Genomic DNA, 19,264 nt, shown 5'->3' on the forward strand with positions numbered 1-19,264 from the left:
GCAGTGTACAACAGTGCAACAGCGAAAAAATCATGCAAAAAACACTATTAATAATTGATGATAAGGCCGATGTAAGACTATCAGCACGATTCTTACTGGCAAATTATGGGTATGATATTTTAGAGGCGGACTCGCCTTTATCTGGCCTTACTCAGTTGCACGAAAATCACGTTGATTTGGTATTGCTTGATATGAACTTCGCATTTGATACAACGTCAGGTGAAGAAGGCTTGTTTTTCTTACGTAAATTGACTGATTTACCAATGAAACCCGCAGTAGTTGCGATGACTGCGTGGGCAAATACGGAGCTGGTGGTTAAGGCATTACACAATGGTGCTAATGACTTTATTGAAAAGCCATGGGATAACGCACGATTAGTTCAGGTGATTGAAAATGCGCTTAAACTGTGTGGCTTAGACCAAGAGAATACGGTTTTAAAGCAAAATATTGCTGATAAATCGCCCTGTATTGATTTGATTTGCCACTCCCCAGCGATGCAGCACTTAAAACAGCAGCTCGATCAGGTTGCAACCAGTAAAGCAAATATCTTATTTACGGGTGAAAATGGCACGGGTAAATCAACCCTTGCCAACTATGTGCACCAATCATCAAATATGACGGGCGAATTTGTCGAGGTGAATATGGCAGCGGTGCCAGAGTCACTTTTTGAAAGCGAGATGTTTGGTCATACCAAAGGGGCATTTACGGGGGCGGATAAAGCGCGAATCGGGCGTTTTGAACTGGCAAAAAACGGAACCTTGTTTCTTGATGAAATTGCAGAAACACCTCTTACTCAACAAGCTAAGTTACTTAGGGTGCTAGAAAGCGGGCACTTTGAGCGGGTTGGCAGTAGTCAAACACAATCCGCTAAACCGCGCATGATCAGTGCAACTAATGCCGATATGACATCGCTTATTGAGCAAAAATATTTTCGACAAGATTTATTTTATCGGGTAAATACCATCACCATTGAGGTGCCTTCTTTAGCGCAACGTCATGCAGATATTCCAGCGCTGGCTGAGCAGTTTTTACAACGCCATCAACTGGCACATCATAAAAAAGGTTTGAGTTTTTCTGCATGTGCTTTGGCTGAATTACAGGGTTTGGAATACCCGGGTAATTTGAGAGAGCTTAGTCATATTATTGAGCGATTGGTGCTCATGACGGCAAATTGCCACATAACGCGCGATGAGGTACTGAATCTGCTGGGTAACTCTGTGCAGCAGGCTCCGCAGTATCAAGGCGTTTTACCTTTGATGACATTGGCACAAGCAGAACAAACGCTATTAAAGCAAGCATTAGAGAATACGTCTGGGCAAACAGTAGAAGCTGCCGAATTACTGGGTATAAGTAAAAGTGCAATTTATCGGCGACTAGAAAAATATGATATTTGTGCGAAGGACTTTGGGTGAATAGAGTGCGTTCTCAAGAGCAACTTTTTGGGCTTGTTTTATTCGGTAATTATCTGCTGTTAATGAGCTTACTCTTATGGAACATATGGCAGCATAGCCACAATGTACTTCATATTGTCACAGTATGGATGCTAGTGTCTCCGGCTTATTTCAGTATTGTGCTGTATCTCAAAATGCGGTTTTTTTCTCCTTATCGAGCTATGCAGACCATGATGGATGCCATTCGCTTTTCAGATACCGGCATAAGGACTGTGGCAGAATATAAAGAAGGTGTCGCCGCACAGCTTCATAGTGAGCTAACGCAAACTATGAAATTATTTGAAGTATGGCATACAGAACAGAACCAACATGCTTTATTGGTTAATGAATTATTGCAAGCGCTTAATAATCCTATTTTTATTATTGATGAGGACTTTAAGCTGACCATGGGGAACAGCGCGCTATCAGGCTTTTTGAAATGTGATTGGCGGTTAAAAAAATACGAACACTTAACTGCGCTGGGTTTTATTAAAAATAAAGAACATTGGTGTTTTCGTGATGAGGCAATAGCTGCGTCGCATCAGCTCAGGTGCAGTGAAATAAACCTAAATGGTGTAAAGCATCAGCTACTGTTAATAAGCAATATTCAATCAGAACTGAAAGAGTCACAAAATGAAGCGTGGCGACAATTAGTGAAAGTATTGAGCCATGAAATTAAAAATTCTCTCACGCCAATTAAGTCTATAGCGCAAACTTTAGCGCAATTTTCTAGTGATCAAGAGCAACAAAAAATGTTGGCCGTCATTGTCGAACGCAGTCAGCATTTGCAACAGTTTGTATCGAATTACGCGAGTTTAGAAAAAAGCATTATGCTCAAAACAGCAAAGGTCGAAATTGCTCCGTTGTTTTTAAGGGTGCGCCAATTGCACCCTGAGCAAAATATCGAATTAGTTATTAACGTAGAGCAGTGGCAATTTGATCCTATTTTGATTGAACAAGTGCTAATTAACTTGCTAAAAAATGCTTTGGAGTCATGCAGCGCTGGCGGCATAGTTGCCAATATTAAGATCAGTGCGCAAAAGGAGGGAGGGTCTTTATTGATGAAGGTGGAGGATAATGGAATTGGCATTACACAAGTCGATAATTTATTTGTGCCTTTTTACACAACTAAAGCAGATGGGCAAGGTATAGGCTTAGTCTGGTGTAAAAAAGTGGTGGAGCAGCATCAAGGAACTTTGACGCTGACCGCGCAACAAGAATGTAGCGCGGTCGCGCAGATCATCTTACCCGACACGCACTAGCGGATCTGAAATTGTTGTTGGTCTGCGCTGGCGTCATACTGCCATTCATATGTCATAGGTGTGGTGCTGCTATCATACATCCATACTTCAGCAACGAGCATCATGTCGCTACGGCTAATGGTTAACACGGTATTGAGTGGCGCATTAGTTAGTGCTGTTCGTAATACGCAATTATTACGATCAGCTTTGCTTTCACCCGCTAACCTTTGACATATGTTCAAATAAGCACGCTGATCTTCTAGTTTAAGGTCTACATCAACGAGCAGTGAAAACTTAGTTGATAAATCAAACTCAGTATCGATGACGAGATCTGCCATAGATGTTTCATCGGGTGTCGGCGTTTCTGGTGTTGTGCCTGTATCGGGTGGGGTTACAGTGTCCGGTGGCGTGACGGGATCTGGGTTTTCTGCCACTGGGCTTGTCACGGGAGCTGCGCTGCCTTCTTCACCACCGCCGCCACATGCATTTAAGAAACACAGGCTAAATAGAGTTACAGTTAATTTATTCATTATTGTGCTCCTGAGGTAATAACTTTGCTAAGTTGTGGTTCACTATACCAAGTAATACTGTTTTTACCTGCTGAGGTGGCAAAAGCCGCAAATTTGGGATAAGCATTGGTTATATCAATGGTTTCAATAGGGTGTTTCCATGCCGCACCAATCTCCATTGCCCAAGGTAACCCTGAGGTGGTTTGAAAATAGCTATTAGCCGCAGGGTTTGATGCATCATCGCTGCCAGACACACTATAAAGTTCATTTGAAAAGGCTTCGGTTGGCGCTCTATTTTTCAAATGCACTTCCCAGCTTCTTTTATCAATACTATTCATGAAATCACCATGAAAGTGGTCAGCACTGGCAAAAATAAATGGGTCGAGTACATTTGCAGGGGAGTCTGCGAGCGCCTTGGGCGCAAGCAGTGGAACGGTCATTGAAAATGTCACTTTAGTTCCACTTTGACAATTGGCCTCGGTTCTAAAGTATTGGCACCCGCCATTTTTTTGCACATAGTCCCACACATCTTCCATCACGATTAAGATAGCATCGCTGCGGCCAGCCTCTAAGGGGGATGTTTCTTGTACAACACCGTCGATGGTAAAGCTAATATTGGCTTCATCAATTTCAGCTCGATTCACTCTGCGTTCGGTAGAGGCGTTTATCTGATCGTACAATCTAACGGCAAAACCATTGTGGTAGGTGGCGCCAACCCCGAGTATTTCCCCTTCAATTCTATAGCCCACTACCGCACCGTTTTCTTTGTAGCGAGTGCTGCGAAAGTGAGTCACTAAATCATTAAAGTCATAATCGCCTGCAAATGGCCACTTGTCTTCATAAGACAGGGTTACCCAATCGTTCTCACTGGGGTAGGCGTCACTTGCGTAAGTGGTGATTTCATAGTCTTCTACTTCTCCGCCTGATACCCCTCCAGTGGCATTGATATTAGAGGCTTCAGAGCCGTCGGTTACGCGAAAACGGGCCCAAGTATTACCTTCAAGTGTTGTTTCAGGAACCGGAATGAGTAGGCTGTTATCACCGGCATTAATGGCTATTTTATCGAGCATGGCTTCATCGGCTGAAAAAACCTGATCTTGGTTCCAGTCAAACCAAGCATACAAATAGCTATTTTGTGAAGCAGTAACAATGATTTGTGTATTTTGCCCGCCAACAAAGTCGGTGACAAAGGCCACACCATCATCAGAGTTATCAATGGGCGCAGCGGCTAAATCGGCTGCGGTATTAATGTTTTCACCATCAACACTCGCACCTAAATAAACGAGGTTTTCACCATCATCATTCGGATCGTATAAATGACGCGGACCACTGTCTGCAAGTGTGGTTGCATAGCCATTGGGGGCATCGCCAAAGTCGATGGAGTTATCAGTCACCTTGACTTCAGCAATAGCACAACGTGCACCGTCATTTTGCCCTGACTTAGGGCCGCTGGTAAAAACGGATGCTGTAGGGGTATACCCAACCACCGGGCTGACCGATAAATCGACTTTGTGTATTTTACCACTTCTATTATTGCTGGCATAAAACTGCCCATTAACATCAAAATAAGTTGCGCCGAACGCGCCACTATCTCCTGCGGTGTCTAATTGTGTTATGAACGTTGTGGTAGCGGTGTCTACGTTAATTTCATGTAAGTTGCCATTAGACTCCATCGCGTACAGTAAATTGCTGTTAGGGTGAAATGCAAAGTCAAAGATATTGAGGTTCCAGTTTTCGCTGCCAGTATACTGAATTGAGGCAATAGATTGCGTTAGGTCATCATTAAGTGGAATTTTGTACAAGCCATGGTTTGGGGTGTACACAAAATAATAGGCTTGTTGGTTCGTGCCAGTACCAGTCACTTGTATGTCACCCACGTAAAAGTTGGTGTCAGGTAACCCTGTTACATCGAGTACTGTCATATCATAATCGTTGCCAATTTGTACTACACGCCCAGGTTCTTGTTTGCTGTAGCCATACATGTATTGGTCTTTATAGTTAAACCCCACCGCGTTCACGCTTGACGTGTTAGCCGCGCCTTCGCGGGTTAAGCTTGCTGCTATGGTTGTGGCTTTTGCCGATACCAAATCAATACCGTACAACTTTGCAACGGAGTCTTGCATTAAAAAGGCTTTACTTGGGCAGCTTTCAAATGGGTCGGCTATCGCACTACCAGAGGCGAATAGCATACACATTGTTGCGATGTAAGTTTTTCTCATAATTAAAGGCCAGTTGCATAAGTAGTATATACCTTGAGAAGCATGCGATGTTCCAACTTTTAATATTATGAAAAATAAGCTTTTATATTTTTTTAATATGTAAATTCATTGCATCTTGCAATGAATTATTTGCATATTGCGAGTGAAATTAAATTTGCGGATAAGCATCGGTGTTGTACTATGCCGTTTTTTAAAATAGCACTAGGATAAGCAATGGAATTATCAACGTGGTTGAGTTTGGCATTTATTTGTGTGGTAGGGGCCATGTCACCAGGGCCTAGTTTAGCCGTTGTTCTACGTCACTCTCTTTATAACAGTGCGACACATGGCATTGTTGCGAGTGTATCGCATGGTCTGGGTGTTGGCCTTTATGCAGGCTTATCTTTGTTGGGGCTTGCCAGCATTATCAATCACTTCCCTTTATTATACATGGCACTAGTGTATGGTGGAGCTGCATACTTGGCGTATATGGGCATACGCATACTTATGAGCCAATCATCTGCTCTAGAGGTGTCCGAGCATCACAGTAGTCACTCGTATCGTCAAGCAGCGCAAGATGGATTCGCCATTGCCTTTTTAAATCCTAAATTGGCGATTTTTTTTGTGGCACTGTTTTCTCAATTTATAGACCCCGAAGTAATGACCTTGGCCGTTGGCTTTATCATGTGCGCGACTGTGTTGGTGATTGATACTATGTGGTATTTCATCGTTTCAATAGGCTCTGCTAAAGCGCGTGACAAATTTGATCTCACCAAGAAGCAAACTTTCATTGATAAGATACTTGGAGTTGCATTTTTACTGTTAGCTTTGCGAGTTGTGGTTGGTCAGTTCTCTTAACACAAAGGGTTAACTATGATCTTGATTATAACAGTCAAAAATTGCTTGTTTTAAATGAGCGTATCCATCGTGAATGTTCATAATTTCTAATGCTATGGCGGTGTCGTTGATGATGCGGCCAAGCGTCACATCAAATCGAACGGTGATATGTTCTGACAAGGCCAAGTTTACGGTTACATCGGTAAAATGATCGATTAATCCATGTGCTTTATAGGGGAATGTGCGTACCACTAGCCCCGATAGTGACAGTGAAAGCACTTTGAATACACAGGGTAGATGTGATGAGCGCAGTTGAGCGTGCTCTAATTTTTCAGTGCGCCAATGGCGATAATTATTGTTAATGTCTACTATGCGAGGCAATTCACAACTTACCGTCGGGTCGCCGTCTCTTTGTGTGTCAATATGCGCCGGAAAGTACATGAGCTGGGAATTGATTTTAGCCAATAGTTGTACATCACTGGCCTTAGACAGTGTTGATAACCATTGCTTTAACTGCGTTGCTTCTGGTTTGGAAAGTGTAAGGTCGAGTTGCGCTGTGCTTTCTTGTTGTACTATTTGCGTTATGAAATCAGATTCTTCCAGTGTAAGCTTCATGGTTATTTTTTGCCGATAGAGTGTGCACTAGGCTAACTAAAGCACAATTCGTACCGTAAAATAATGGCTTATGTGGTGATTTTAGCTCGAGTTAATAATCGTTTTTTTAGCGTAGACTGTATGAGTGCAAAGCTTAATATTGCTTGAAAGAAAACGGTGGCGGCAGAGAGTATCCATATGGTGGTGATTGCCATGGGTGTTTGTGCCACACAATATATCAGCAATACAGAAAATATACCTACCCTCATGAATGTGCTGAGTAAAGCCGGCCAAGTATTGCCAAACGCTTGGAACATGGCTGAATATGAAAATAAGAGACCAGCAGGTACAAAGTTGAACCCCACATAACTTAAAAATGTTGCTGCGACGGCAATAACGGCCGGATCATTACTGAACGGCGTGAAAAAAAACTCAGGAAATAAAATACAGGGTAAAGCCAATACAAACATCAATGAGGTGGTGGCGATGGTCGTTACTTTATACGTGGTATAAACACGTTTCATTTTATTTGCAGCATAATTTTGTGCAGCAATCGCAGGGGCGGCAAAAGCAATGGCCATTACCGGTAAAAAGAGCGCTTGCATTATCCGCGATCCCAAACCAAACCCTGCTTGTTCGTCTGCACCAAACTGACTGAGTGCCCAGTAAATCATTGCGATATAAAAGAAGGTCAGCATAAACTCACTGCCCGCCGGCCCACCAATTTTTAGTATCGATTTAAATATCTGTGTGTTCGGTGTGACTTTTTGTTTGTTTAATTGCAGAATATTTGGCGTGCGTTTGATATAGATGATACCCATAACCACAGCTGAACAGGCTGCAATAGAGCTGGCAAACCCAGCTCCAGCGACGCCCATTCCACTGAAAATACCCATACCGGTGATCAGTATAGGTGACAATAATATGTTTAAAAATAATGCGGCCATTTGTATGATCATAAAGGGTTTTACCAGCCCAGATCCACGCATAGATGCTGACACCACAGTTAAAATAAACTGCATCGCTAATGAAGGTACAAACCAATATAAATATGTTAACCCAGTGGATCCAATGGCTTCGGTGGCCGCTAATACAGAAAAGTAGTGGTGGCCAAATAAGTAACCAAACACACTGACGATTAAGCTGGCAGCTATGCCATAAAACAACGCATGACTATATACCGCACTTGCATGAAGGGGATCTTTGCGGCCAATTGCATGAGCCACTAAAGTCGCACACCCTACGTTAAATACTTGCGTTAATGCCATCACAAAAAAGAATAAATTACCCGCAGTGCTTACGCCGGCCAGTGCGACATCGCCCAAATGACCGACAAAATAAAGGTCCACAATAAAGTATAAGGTTTGCACTAATAAGCCAAATGCAATGGGCATTGACATATTAAAGAGATGTTTATAAATAGAACCGCGTGTTAAGTCTTGCATAAAGTGTGCTTAATAATTCAGTATGATGTCCCTATTTTATTGCATTAGTGTCGCATGTCTTGATTGTAATTGCTATGTTAGTTGTTTATTGATTTCATTAGCTATTTTATTAAGTTGCGCTTGAATGTTAGTGGTGAATGCCAGCCCAAAATTCAACCTAAAACACTCTTTATAGTGTTGCGTTGTGCCAAATATGGTGCCTGGTTTTATGTAAATTTGCTGCTGTACTAATACTGCTGCCAGCATATCCGAGTCAAGATCAGGCACTTTTATCCAAAGCACCATACCACCACGGGGGACATATATGCTGCTATTAGCGGGTAAGATGCTGTTGAGCAGCGTGATATATAAGTTTTTATGGGAGGCAAGCTTGCTATTTGCGCGTTTGAGGTGCTGCTGATAATGGCCTCGGTTGACATAATGGGCAATTGCTAACTGAAGGGGTTTATTGACGCCTGACGTACGTACTTTTTGCTGTGTAATGTAGGCATCAAAGTATCGACCGGGTGCACACCAGCCTAATCGAAGGCCTGCGGATAATGACTTTGAAAAGCTCGCACACCAAATAACCCAACCATGATCATCAAAGTGCTTGATGGGAAGCGGTGGTGTGTGATTATGGCTGATTTCGCGAAATACATCATCTTCTATGATTGGTAGTTGATAGGTATTGGCTAACTGAGCTATTTGGCATTTTTGGTTGTTGCTCAAACTATGGCCCGTTGGATTTTGGTGGTTAGCCGTGAGCAAGCATGCCACTACATTGTGCTGTTGAATCGCGTACTCCATTTGCACTAAATCAATACCATCATGTGTACTGGGAATTTCAATAACCCGCCTTTTAAGTGTGTGTAACATATCAAGTAAGCCACTGTAACAGGGGGAGCTGACTAAAATGATGTCGTGTTCATTGCTGACTACCGAAATGGCAAGTTGCACCGCGTCGAGGCAGCCATGGGTGATTGAAATATCGTGTTCAGATAGTGCAAACCCTTGGCTACTAAAATGCTTACTAAGCGCAAGCCTTAATGTCGCTTCTCCTTGTATACAGGCATAGCCCCAGATCAAATCACTATGGCGGCATGCTTGAGCAAGTGATGCACTAAGCACTTTATGATCCACCAATGAAGAACCAAGTTCTGCGGTGGCTAACGATTGTGGCGTGAGCTCATTATAACGGTCTGAATGTTTTGACTGTGTGGGCTTGGCAACAAAGTTTGGAAAGTCATATTTTACTGCACCAGCTATGGGTGTAGTGACAAAGTAGCCACGTTTTGAATGCGCGGTGATATAACCTTGTGACTCAACATATCGATAGCAAGCTAACGCCGTTGTCATGCTAACTTGTTGAATATCGCAAAACGATCTTAATGAAGGAAGTGGTTTATCAGAGGTATAAATTCGCTGTTCTATTTTGCTAATTAGTTGCTGAGCGAGTTGTTTGTATTTTGCTTTTTGCTTCATCTGTTATCTAAAATATTCTATATTTTGTATCTGTTACCTTATTTTTATCAGCATAAACTAAAGGGTATGTATCGTCACTCATTAGGAATAAAAATGCAGTACACATCACAAATTCAAAAAAACATGATAGACATGTTAGAAGCGCAGTTCACTCAATTTCGAGATCAACTAGATGCACGGGATGTGGCGTCTAAGAATCAAACTTTGGCAACCTTACCTATGCCAGAACATGGCGCTGGGTTAAATGATTTTTATCAGTTTTTTAATCAACATGTTGCAGGCAATTTGTCGGCCAGCAACGGGGGGCGTTATTGGGGTTTTGTTACTGGAGGCGCTAATCCCTGTGCAACCTTTGCGGATTGGTTAGTGGGATTGTTTAACCAAAATGTTGCACAACGAGGAGATTCTATTGCCTCCGAACTTGAGCTACACACTCTGGCTTGGTTATGTGATCTTTTCTATCTACCCGAAGAATTTAAGGGAGTGTTTACCACTGGCGCAACTGCGGCAAACGTATTGGGTGCGCTAAGTGCTCGGCAGTATGTAGGTAAGCTGCAAGGAATGGATGTTGCGTTGGATGGCATGGCGGGATTAGCTATTGAAATATATGCGGCAACACCGCATGCGAGCATGGTCCAAAGTTTAGGTATGGCAGGGTTTGGTCAAAATAGTTGGCATCAGGTTCGTACTTTGTCTAACAGCGAAGCCATGTGTGCTGATTCTTTGGCACACATGCTGTCTAATAGTAATTGCAAAGGAAAGTTGGTGATCGCCAGTGCAGCAACTGTCACGGGGACTGATTTTGATGATCTCAAAGCCATTGGCCAGTTATGCAAACTTCATGGGGCATGGCTTCATGTTGATGCTGCATTTGGTATTTTTGAGCGACTACTCACTGGCCCCAATGGAAAAACAGCCGGGATAGAGTGTGCTGATAGTATTACTCTTGATTGCCATAAATGGCTCAATGTCCCGTATGACTGTGGTGTATTTTTAACTCGCCAACCCAGCTACTTAGTACAGACGTGTGATGTACAAGCACCTTATTTAAATACGGCTTCTGGGGATACTAACTTTAGGTCTATGGGCATAGAAAACTCGCGTCGATTCAGAGCACTACCAGTTTGGGCGACCCTAATTGGCTACGGTAAAGAAGGGATTAAAAAGCAAATACAAAATAACATTACGTCAGCGCAGGCATTTGCTCGGTGGTTAGCTGAGAGTGAGCACTACGAATTGGTTAAGTCTTGCGAACTTAACGTGGTGTTATTTCGCCCTAATGGGTCACACTCGTTAAAAAGTGTAGAGGCATGTCTAGCGGCGATTAATACATCGGGTCGAGTATTTATGACCCCAGGTGTGTGGCAGGGCAAACCTATTATTAGGGCTGCATTAAGCAATTGGGAAACTTCAGAAAGCGACATTAAGCAAGTAGTAACTCTACTACAGGCACTAGGAAAGTAGAGAGAGCGGCAAATGATTGCCGCTTTTTTGCTATCACCGCTTCGCTTACAGGATAACTATACGCTAAGCTGCTGTTTAGCAATAAAATGGGTGGAATAAATCTTGCTGTGCAGTAGGACTTAAAACCAAGGAGGCAGGAGTAACCTATGACCGCTATTCACGGGGCTAATCATCACATTCAGTCATTACAGCAATTTTTGCATCCCAAAAAAGCAAGTTTAGAAAAGCACGCGCTATTTGCCAATCAGCACCACCAAGCACAGAAAAATATGAGCACTAATAAAGACCCGCTGGTAACCTCCTCTGTTGCAGAGCGTAACGTTTCTAAATTTGCCTCATTCTATTTTGAAAAAGCCACATCACATTCGGCTGCAGTGGTTGACCCTGAATTATCAGCCAAAGACTATAGCAAGGCGTTTCATAAAGAGACCATTACGCAAATTATGAAAATGCCCATAGAGGTAGAAGTTGAACGTGATGAAATGCAGCAAGCGCTTTTGTTTAATTCGCTTGGTATTGATTTCCTTGAATATAAAGAGTTAGGTGTGCGGCGCGAGATGCTGTCTTTGGCTAAAAATGGCATCGAAAACGACGTAAGTTTAGCGCAATTTGAGAAGTCAAAATTCATTGATGCAATCAGGCATTTTGATGCGCGTTTAGAGCAAGCTCAAAATGCGTTACTTGGCGGTGCTCCAACGGATGCGTTAGACAGTGATATGAGCGACCCACAAAGCCCATGGGCAATTTTAGTGAATGCAGCAGCGTAATGTTTAACTGTTCTTTCAATCTACTAGCAAGATCACAACGCTATTTGGAGAGCATACTGTATAAAAACACCACCAAATTAACCACCGCTTTGGCGCTTGTTGACTGAATATTAGTGAGTCACACCTTATAAAAGTGTCATGGGGCGTGGAAGTCAGTACCACTGCCCCTGACTCGGATAATAAGATGGCTAGGCGCAGTGTTTATGACCTACATATTGCCAACTGTTCAGCCCTTTTTGTATAGACTGTGCTGCTTGTTTCCCTGTTTTTCCAGAGAAAATTAACCGAATAGCGTCTCTTGTCAGCGTTTGATAGCTCGGCTCAGATGTATTCAAGCTTGCTGCGCTGAATAGACTGACACCATATCCCTGAGAAGAGACCAGTTCAGCAAGTGCTGTTAAGTTTTTACTCTTGATGTTCATGTGCTTGGAATAAGCAGGAAGCTCATTTAATTCGTTGGCAAATAACTCGGCAAATTGTTGCGTGGTGGTAAATTTTAAAACGCGCTTAGCTGCACTACTATAATGGCCGCGTGCATTAACTTGATAAGTACCGTCAGCGAATGCGTAGAATTTATTACTTTTTCCGGGGATGGCCCAAAATTCGAATTCAAAGTTTGGGTCTATTTCATAAAATAAAGAGTTAGGACTTGTGCGCCATCCACCATCAAACACGCTTGCAGAATTAGCAAGTGCGACGTTTGTTCCTGCACCTTGATAGCCTTCGGTCATTGCATTTTTGTTAAAGTATCCACTTTGGTGCCAATGTGACAAGGTATCAAGCACGTTAACAAAGTCTGGATCAGTAAAGCAGCTTTCACCTGAGATCAGTTGTGTGGCTTTTTTCGCCGGTAATAAACCTGCTAGCAATACTTCAATTACGACTTGCGATAAATACCAATCATCGCTTGCCATATGTAGCGGTGTAATTTGATTACGTTTAAGTTGTGAAAAGTATGACTCAAGCTGGGTGAGCGATGTGGGGCGCTGGTTGAGTCCCAATTTATTTACCAGCTTTTTATTGACTAAAAGACCTTCAAGTTGAACAGCAAACGGCACTCCATATATTTTTGCATTTGTGGCTGTTGCTGCTGTGAGCGCACTTGGGTTGATATTATTCAGTTGATATTCATTGGGCTCGATAAAAGTATGTCGTAGCAATGGTGCTAACGCCGCGGCCCCAGGGGCCCACTGAAACAAAGCCGGGCAGAACTAGCTGCATGTGCTGCTGATACGTATCGAAGCTGATCACTTTGACGTTGACCTCGATACCGGGAATAAGCTTTTGCTGATTTATTTTTTGCCATAATGCGCCTTCTTGTACACGCCATGTATAGAGGTCGATTTGTTGGGCGCCCGTCGCTGAAAATGTGATGCAACTAAGTATCAATATGATGAAATATTTCACTGACTCATTACCTTACTTTAAATGCTTTACTCATTGATACCAATGCGGTGGCAGTTTCACTTTGTTCTTTTGTGACACTCGAGTTTAATCTGATCTGATCGAGTGTTTGTTGTGACAAGTCATCAATTTGCTCCACATTAAAGCTGATCTCTTGTGCGGCTATATATTGTTGACGTGCAGCTTCAGCTATTACTTCATTCAGTTGGTGTGCGTTTGTGACCGAGTTGGCGAAATCTCTAATTTGTGACTCAAGATTGGTAGCAACGTCAGTGCAATTAATGGCTTTATTAACTGAGTTTTGTAGCGCCGTAACCGCAAGCCCTGACGAGGATAGTAATGAAGATAACCGCGCTTGGATCTGCTCTGTAGAGCTTTGAGTCCTAATTGCCAAGCTACGTACCTCATCTGCCACGACGGCAAATCCTCGGCCATGCTCACCCGCTCTGGCAGCTTCAATTGCAGCGTTGAGTGCCAATAGGTTTGTTTGATCTGCCACTTGCACAATTACATTCAACACATCTTCAATTTTTCGGCATTCATGATCTAGGGATGCAACTACTTCCTCAGCGGTTTTTATATCTTGCTGTAGTTGGCCGCTCAGTGACTGATTACGTGTCACAAGTGTTTGTGATTGAGCCGCTTGGGTGTTTGCTTGCGCCATCAACTCGGTTGCTTGTGCCGAGGTATTTGAAATTTCGCTCGAGGTAGCGGTCATTTCAACAACGGCACTGGCGACTTGCGATGTTTGGTCTTTTTGCTTATGTGCAATATTAGAGGTTTCGAGCGCACTTGTTGATAGAGTGTGAATAGAAGCATTCAATACATCTGACTGTGATTGGATATCGAGCACTATCTTTTCAAATGCGCCTTTTAATTTTTGTAACGACTGACTGACCTGCGAAAATTCATCTTTACCGACAGGATGAACCTGCGTTGTTAAATCTCCCGTGGCGAGTATTTGAATCGTTGCTATGGTGCTATTAAGCGGCTTACGGATGCTTTGAATAATGTAGATAGCGATGAGTGCACCAATTATAAAGGTCGCAGCCATAGCAATTACCATCCATTGTTGGCTGGCTGTCACTGAGCTGTTTGAATATTCTTCTACTTCGAGGCTGAAAGTATGCGTATTCGCAGACAATTTTGTGGCAATGGTATGAAGTGCTGTTAACTTGTCAGTGATTTTATTTAAGTTTTGCGACAATGTATTGTGCGTTGATAAATAGTGTTTTTGTAACGTTTTTATGCCTTCGTTATTGTCGACTAGCCATGTTAGGTCTGAGGCTAGATTACCTTGTTGGTCAATTAGGGTCGCCCAGTCTGGATCCGCTTTATTTAATGCCTGAAGGCTATAGCCATAAGTAACAAAGTCAGTTAACCATGTTTTATATTGTGCTGCTAAGTTCTGAAATTGTGCAATATCGTTGATTAAGACCAGTTGTTTTGCCAGTGAAAAGCCATATCGAAGCAAGCTTTCTCCCTCAGAGAGTGGCCGACTATAGGTTGTTGATTGTGGCTTATTACTCTGTTCGAGTGTTTTTAATGTCATCTCTAATTTAGTAAGGTCATCTGCAAGTAATTGCAGCTGCAATTTGCTATTCAATGCCTGAACGGCCACTTTCATTGAACGATCTTGTTCCTGAAACATCTCGTTGCTAAGAGCGGAAAATTGAGTCAATAGAGCGTGGTTAGCTTCATTTTCTGGATTCTGGTTGAAAAGCATCTCGAGTTTATTAAGCTGCTCAGTTATTTGATCTTGGTTACTACCAATTGCGATCGCGAGTTGCTGCTGTTCGCGTGACGTAAGCGCATAATAGTGTTTGTAAATATTGAGATTAAGCTTTTGCAAATAGTGACTTATTTGGCTTACGCTTTTTTCTATGGGTTGTGCAACTTTTGTAATTTTTTGCACGTTGTCATTCACTAATGACAGCTTTACCAGAGCAAAAATACCAATGGCGAACATAGATAATATGATTGCTGCATAACCGGCTGATACTCGGCCTATTACAGATGATTTGAGCATTTTAAACTGATGTAATGAAATTTGGCGGGATTAAAACATATTTAGGTACAAAAGCACCTAGTAATTATTCAGTATTTTTAAATATTCCGTGTTTGAAAGTTGTTATTACTGATACAAAATAATTACTTTATTAAGTGCGATGTAGTGCTTTTTGTATATTTTAAAAACTAAATAGATGGATATGTATTTTTTATGTTTTTATTTTGGTCTTACTTTGTGTTTTTTTGTGTGTGATTTTTAACATGATGTCGTGAAGGTGGGGCTAATATTGTGTATGAGGTGTCATTATATTAATTGGTTATTTGACCAAGACTATTTTTAAGCACTTGTTGTTCTGCGTCTCGTATTAGCGCATCAAGGTCACCGGTTTCTTTCATTTTTTTTATTTCTTGGTCCACCTTAGGGACTAAATGCTGCAATGACTTATGCACATAATGGTATAAGCTTTGTCGATCTAAGCTTTTTGAGAGCGGCCTAACATTGGTAATTTTGAGTTGCTTTAGGGTGACTAAGCCGTCAACTGTATTGGTCAGGGCCACATCAGCAAGCCCTGCGGAGACAAGCCTTAACATTTGTGTGGTAGTGTCTAAGTCTTTGACATTAGTCATGCCTTTGGTGATATTGTTAGTGTGTTTAACGCCTCGCACTTTCACTATCTGGTAGTTTTTTAAATCTTTGATAGTATTTATTTTTATATTGCTATCTGCCCGGATGAAAGCCATTGTTTCCAAATGATAATAGGGGGTCGGGATCCTAATCGTTGAAGGCGTTTCGGTACCGTAACTATAAATACGCATAACTTCACCGTCTTTTAACCCAGACTGAGCTTCATGTTGCGCGCGTTTACCTGGTAGTGGGGAGATTGTGACTTTGATCCCGAGTCGATTATAAATTTCAGGGAGAACGATCCTTCCTACTTCTTGTTCAATTAAATAATTGATGGAGGCAAAATGATACTGTTCAGCATATGCCTTAGGGATGATTAAGAATAAAAAGAATAGGTACTTCATTGTGAATTAAGGCGTTACCAATATCGTTGTGCGCAGAGCGTCTGTTAAGTTTAGCAGTGTTATTACATGATGCCATAAGTGGTGTTTAATTGCATTTTGTCATACTCGAATTGCTATTTTTGTAAACAAAAGTTGTATTTTGATAATGTGATGTATGGCTTTTTGTCTTGCTTATGCTTTAGTTGGCACTGCTTTTGCTGGTTTTTTATGTCCCGTAAAAGGGATGGCTAACCAATGATGTTAGCGCTTTGAAGGCAAAAGATTGCCATATCTATTCATTTCAGAAGGAATTAAAGAATATGAAATACCTCGCATTTGTCGTGTTCATTATATGCAGTACTTTTATCCACACCAGTGCTCAAGCATTCGGTAATAATAAACCACAAAACTTATTAGAGTTACTTGCTTATGCAGATAGTGCAAAGCATCTTATTGAAGATGGTGCATTTGATGAAGCGTTAGAGCGGTTAAAATGGCTAGACGATAATGGAACCCGTATTAGTTATCGCTTTTATAATTTTAAACGTTCTTCAGTTTATACAACATGGTGGGAGCTGGCTCAGCAATATAATAGAGCTGGGAATGCTTATGAAAGCAAGCTTGCTAGCACACTAAAACATCTACTCATTGCACCTCAGCAATGTGAAACATTCGATACGTTAATTTGGCTTAGCCAAACTCCAGAGCATGAGCAGCACTTACTTGCTCAGATGACAGCATTAAACTCACAATACACTGGGAGCCTGCACCGATGTTGGAACGGTGATGCAGAGTACTTAGCCATTAAATACATTAACCATGATTTATTAGAGCGTTACTCTCAGGACATTTTATATGGATTTATTCGCAATGTGATTGTTAAAGCCACACGTGCTTATGAACAATGCAACTTTGTCGACGATAAAGCAGTGTGTCAAAATAAAGTAAAAGCATATTTGACTGAAACTTCGCGTTTGTATCAAGCTGTTGCTATGGATAGAGATGACTTGCAACTAGCTGGTTTAATTGGCGGAGAGACAGTGAAGCTATTGCTTAAATGGCAAAATCAGCCTAATTAATTGATAAGTTAAATTGCTCAGCAAGCATAAGTGATACGCACAATGTGAGTCAGTTATGTTTGCTCACTATTAACATAAACTCATGTATGTTTTTACACTACACTTAGGTGATATATTCAGCTTAGGTGAAAGCATGTCAGAGCGAATACATCAAACACTTGTTGAGCAATATCAAATTTCAGAACTTGAGATCCAAACGCGCAAAAACTTATTTGAGTTGAGCGATGAAGAGCTGGAGTTTTTAAATAAGTACCGTTTAGTCATTGATGGCCATTTAGACGAGGTTGTTTCTCATTTTTATACATTGCTGTCGAGAGATGAGTATGTTGGGTTACTCATTGGCGATAGTGAAACGTTTGAGCGGCTTAAGTCTGGTTTGCATAAATATGTTTTAGACCTATTTTCTGGATTCTATGATGCAGAGTATGTAAACAATCGATTGCGTATTGGCCTAGTACATAAAAGGATAGGATTAGAGCCTAAGTACTTTTTATCTGCCGAGCGTTATTTACGTAAAAGCATTGATGTGACGTTGGCACGTTTGATTGATGATGCCGCTGTGCTTGATAAAATATCTGCTATTTTAGAGAAGTTAATCGCCTTTGATATGTCTTGGATATTTGATACGTATATCAGCTCGATGTTAAATGAAATGAATTCACTTAAACTCAAAACGGATTTGTACGTTAAATCATTAGAAGAACGCGTACGTGGTCTTTCGCGTTTAGCAAGTAAAGATCCCTTAACTGATTTATATAATAGCCGAAGCTTTCGGGATTTTTTGCGTCGCGAGTTGCTATTGGCAAAACGTAGTCATACTTCGATTTCGATTGTTTATTTTGATATCGATGACTTTAAAGAGATCAATGACAGCAAAGGGCATAAAGAGGGAGATAATGTTTTAAAAAGTATCGGAAAAATACTTACCGTGATTGCGAGAGAAACAGACATTGCAAGCCGACAGGGTGGCGATGAATTTTGTTTGGCGTTGATTGGCTGTGAGTTACCTGAAGCCCAAGCAATCAGTAAGCGTCTTGTAGAGAAGTTTTCAACTGAGTTTCCTGATTATTCATTGAGCGTGGGGATTGCACAACTGCAAGATCAAACAGACTTAGATGTAGATGGCGTGATACATCGCGCAGATCAAAAAATGTACCAAGCCAAAAAAAGTAAAGGGTGTAAAATCTGTATTTAAAGTGACATAAGACTTGCTTATAAGGTTTGTCTAGCATAGCGCCTTACTACTCAGACTTAGCTAGCTTTCTTTATTTTATATGATTATAAAATGGCTTTGCAGCTGGTGCGGTCAGTTCATGTGGATCATTTTTTTGCAATTAATAACATGCCGCCGATAACAAAGAGTGCACCGATTAATCTGCTGGGGGTTATGTCAATTTTGGGGTACCCCAGCCAGCCGTTTTGGTCTAACGCCAGTGACGCAAGTATTTGCCCACACACAATAGAAATGGCTAACACCATGGCACCTAGTTTAGGCGCTAAGAATATCGACATGGCAATGTTAAATGCCCCAAGTAGCCCACCAAGCCATGCCCACCAAGGAATTGTTGTAAATGCATTTGGCTTAAACCACGCGCCTCCCTGAATAGATGCAATCACCCCAAGCACTATGGTACCAATCAAAAATGATATAAAAGCCGCTTGTATTGGGCTGTGCAGTGCGACTCTTAACTGTGCATTTACGCCAGCTTGTGAAGCGAGTGAGAAGCCAATTATAATGCTAAAAGGCAGCAAGAGGTAAATTCCTAGGTTCGACACTGTACTTCTCCAAATTGAGTAAGAATGACTGATATGGG

At 41.7% G+C, this 19,264-nt stretch carries 17 protein-coding genes; 7 read left to right on the forward strand and 10 right to left on the reverse strand.

Annotated elements, in window-relative coordinates:
* Positions 1-32: 32 nt before the first annotated feature.
* Positions 33-1,412, forward strand: coding sequence for a sigma-54-dependent transcriptional regulator (locus tag PCIT_RS18895; protein WP_010361995.1), 1,380 nt, complete (start codon positions 33-35; stop codon positions 1,410-1,412).
* Entirely contained in the window at positions 1,409-2,692 is a 1,284-nt protein-coding gene (locus tag PCIT_RS18900; RefSeq protein ID WP_010361996.1) for a sensor histidine kinase, read from the forward strand. Before PCIT_RS18895 ends, PCIT_RS18900 begins: the two co-directional genes overlap by 4 nt.
* Here the strand turns inward: PCIT_RS18900 and PCIT_RS18905 are convergent.
* Together PCIT_RS18905 and PCIT_RS18910 are read right to left on the reverse strand one after the other, a co-directional pair.
* Positions 2,689-3,201 (reverse strand): hypothetical protein, encoded by a 513-nt coding sequence (locus PCIT_RS18905; protein WP_010361997.1) that lies wholly within the window; start codon positions 3,199-3,201, stop codon positions 2,689-2,691. The two genes, PCIT_RS18900 and PCIT_RS18905, sit on opposite strands and share 4 nt — an antisense overlap.
* The gene (locus PCIT_RS18910; protein WP_010361998.1) at positions 3,201-5,399 is read right to left on the reverse strand and encodes an LruC domain-containing protein; all 2,199 of its coding nucleotides are present in this window, start codon (positions 5,397-5,399) and stop codon (positions 3,201-3,203) included. The genes PCIT_RS18905 and PCIT_RS18910 overlap by 1 nt, the downstream gene beginning before the upstream one ends.
* Positions 5,400-5,612: 213 nt before the next feature.
* On the opposite strand from PCIT_RS18910, the gene PCIT_RS18915 reads away from it, so the two are divergent.
* The gene (locus PCIT_RS18915) at positions 5,613-6,236 is read left to right on the forward strand and encodes a LysE family translocator (RefSeq protein ID WP_010361999.1); all 624 of its coding nucleotides are present in this window, start codon (positions 5,613-5,615) and stop codon (positions 6,234-6,236) included.
* 9 nt (positions 6,237-6,245) lie between these two features.
* Here the strand turns inward: PCIT_RS18915 and PCIT_RS18920 are convergent, their stop codons facing one another.
* The 3 genes from PCIT_RS18920 to PCIT_RS18930 form a co-directional block, all read right to left on the reverse strand.
* A complete protein-coding gene (locus PCIT_RS18920; protein WP_010362000.1) occupies positions 6,246-6,830 on the reverse strand; it encodes a hypothetical protein in 585 nt (194 codons plus the stop codon).
* Between the two features lie 68 nt (positions 6,831-6,898).
* Positions 6,899-8,254, reverse strand: a complete 1,356-nt coding sequence (locus PCIT_RS18925; RefSeq protein ID WP_010362001.1) for an MATE family efflux transporter — start codon at positions 8,252-8,254, stop codon at positions 6,899-6,901.
* Positions 8,255-8,326: 72 nt separating this feature from the next.
* Complete coding sequence (locus PCIT_RS18930; protein ID WP_010362002.1) at positions 8,327-9,718, reverse strand: aminotransferase-like domain-containing protein; 1,392 nt, start codon at positions 9,716-9,718, stop codon at positions 8,327-8,329.
* Between the two features lie 93 nt (positions 9,719-9,811).
* Between PCIT_RS18930 and PCIT_RS18935 the strand changes: the two genes are divergently transcribed.
* Positions 9,812-11,182, forward strand: coding sequence for a pyridoxal phosphate-dependent decarboxylase family protein (locus PCIT_RS18935; protein ID WP_010362003.1), 1,371 nt, complete (start codon positions 9,812-9,814; stop codon positions 11,180-11,182).
* A 146-nt stretch (positions 11,183-11,328) separates the two neighbouring features.
* Positions 11,329-11,949, forward strand: a complete 621-nt coding sequence (locus PCIT_RS18940) for a hypothetical protein (RefSeq protein ID WP_010362004.1) — start codon at positions 11,329-11,331, stop codon at positions 11,947-11,949.
* A gap of 188 nt (positions 11,950-12,137) precedes the next feature.
* Here the strand turns inward: PCIT_RS18940 and PCIT_RS18945 are convergent, their stop codons facing one another.
* From PCIT_RS18945 to PCIT_RS18960, 4 genes are all read right to left on the reverse strand, one after another.
* Positions 12,138-13,109, reverse strand: coding sequence for a type 2 periplasmic-binding domain-containing protein (locus PCIT_RS18945; RefSeq protein ID WP_010362005.1), 972 nt, complete (start codon positions 13,107-13,109; stop codon positions 12,138-12,140).
* Positions 13,078-13,356: a hypothetical protein gene (locus PCIT_RS18950; protein WP_010362006.1), complete on the reverse strand. Its 279-nt coding sequence runs from the start codon at positions 13,354-13,356 to the stop codon at positions 13,078-13,080. The genes PCIT_RS18945 and PCIT_RS18950 overlap by 32 nt, the downstream gene beginning before the upstream one ends.
* Positions 13,357-13,363: 7 nt before the next feature.
* Positions 13,364-15,382, reverse strand: coding sequence for a HAMP domain-containing methyl-accepting chemotaxis protein (locus PCIT_RS18955; protein ID WP_010362007.1), 2,019 nt, complete (start codon positions 15,380-15,382; stop codon positions 13,364-13,366).
* 290 nt (positions 15,383-15,672) lie between these two features.
* Positions 15,673-16,392: a substrate-binding periplasmic protein gene (locus PCIT_RS18960; protein ID WP_010362008.1), complete on the reverse strand. Its 720-nt coding sequence runs from the start codon at positions 16,390-16,392 to the stop codon at positions 15,673-15,675.
* Between the two features lie 299 nt (positions 16,393-16,691).
* Here PCIT_RS18960 and PCIT_RS18965 point away from each other — a divergent pair, with 299 nt between their 5' ends.
* Together PCIT_RS18965 and PCIT_RS18970 are read left to right on the forward strand one after the other, a co-directional pair.
* Positions 16,692-17,450, forward strand: coding sequence for a hypothetical protein (locus PCIT_RS18965; protein WP_010362009.1), 759 nt, complete (start codon positions 16,692-16,694; stop codon positions 17,448-17,450).
* Between the two features lie 133 nt (positions 17,451-17,583).
* Positions 17,584-18,645, forward strand: a complete 1,062-nt coding sequence (locus PCIT_RS18970) for a GGDEF domain-containing protein (protein ID WP_010362010.1) — start codon at positions 17,584-17,586, stop codon at positions 18,643-18,645.
* 125 nt (positions 18,646-18,770) lie between these two features.
* Here PCIT_RS18970 and PCIT_RS18975 read toward each other — a convergent pair whose 3' ends face one another.
* Positions 18,771-19,226, reverse strand: a complete 456-nt coding sequence (locus tag PCIT_RS18975; RefSeq protein WP_040698522.1) for a DMT family transporter — start codon at positions 19,224-19,226, stop codon at positions 18,771-18,773.
* Positions 19,227-19,264: the final 38 nt, after the last annotated feature.

Origin of the sequence: Pseudoalteromonas citrea (genome assembly GCF_000238375.3) — a bacterium.
Taxonomy (GTDB): Bacteria; Pseudomonadota; Gammaproteobacteria; order Enterobacterales; family Alteromonadaceae; genus Pseudoalteromonas; species Pseudoalteromonas citrea.

Coding starts and splice junctions, on each gene's coding strand:
- PCIT_RS18895 (WP_010361995.1), top strand. CDS start 33: ATGCAAAAAACACTATTAATAATTGATGATAAGGCCGATGTAAGACTA.
- PCIT_RS18905 (WP_010361997.1), bottom strand. CDS start 3,201: ATGAATAAATTAACTGTAACTCTATTTAGCCTGTGTTTCTTAAATGCA.
- PCIT_RS18910 (WP_010361998.1), bottom strand. CDS start 5,399: ATGAGAAAAACTTACATCGCAACAATGTGTATGCTATTCGCCTCTGGT.
- PCIT_RS18915 (WP_010361999.1), top strand. CDS start 5,613: ATGGAATTATCAACGTGGTTGAGTTTGGCATTTATTTGTGTGGTAGGG.
- PCIT_RS18920 (WP_010362000.1), bottom strand. CDS start 6,830: ATGAAGCTTACACTGGAAGAATCTGATTTCATAACGCAAATAGTACAA.
- PCIT_RS18925 (WP_010362001.1), bottom strand. CDS start 8,254: ATGCAAGACTTAACACGCGGTTCTATTTATAAACATCTCTTTAATATG.
- PCIT_RS18930 (WP_010362002.1), bottom strand. CDS start 9,718: ATGAAGCAAAAAGCAAAATACAAACAACTCGCTCAGCAACTAATTAGC.
- PCIT_RS18935 (WP_010362003.1), top strand. CDS start 9,812: ATGCAGTACACATCACAAATTCAAAAAAACATGATAGACATGTTAGAA.
- PCIT_RS18940 (WP_010362004.1), top strand. CDS start 11,329: ATGACCGCTATTCACGGGGCTAATCATCACATTCAGTCATTACAGCAA.
- PCIT_RS18955 (WP_010362007.1), bottom strand. CDS start 15,382: ATGCTCAAATCATCTGTAATAGGCCGAGTATCAGCCGGTTATGCAGCA.
- PCIT_RS18960 (WP_010362008.1), bottom strand. CDS start 16,392: ATGAAGTACCTATTCTTTTTATTCTTAATCATCCCTAAGGCATATGCT.
- PCIT_RS18965 (WP_010362009.1), top strand. CDS start 16,692: ATGAAATACCTCGCATTTGTCGTGTTCATTATATGCAGTACTTTTATC.
- PCIT_RS18970 (WP_010362010.1), top strand. CDS start 17,584: ATGTCAGAGCGAATACATCAAACACTTGTTGAGCAATATCAAATTTCA.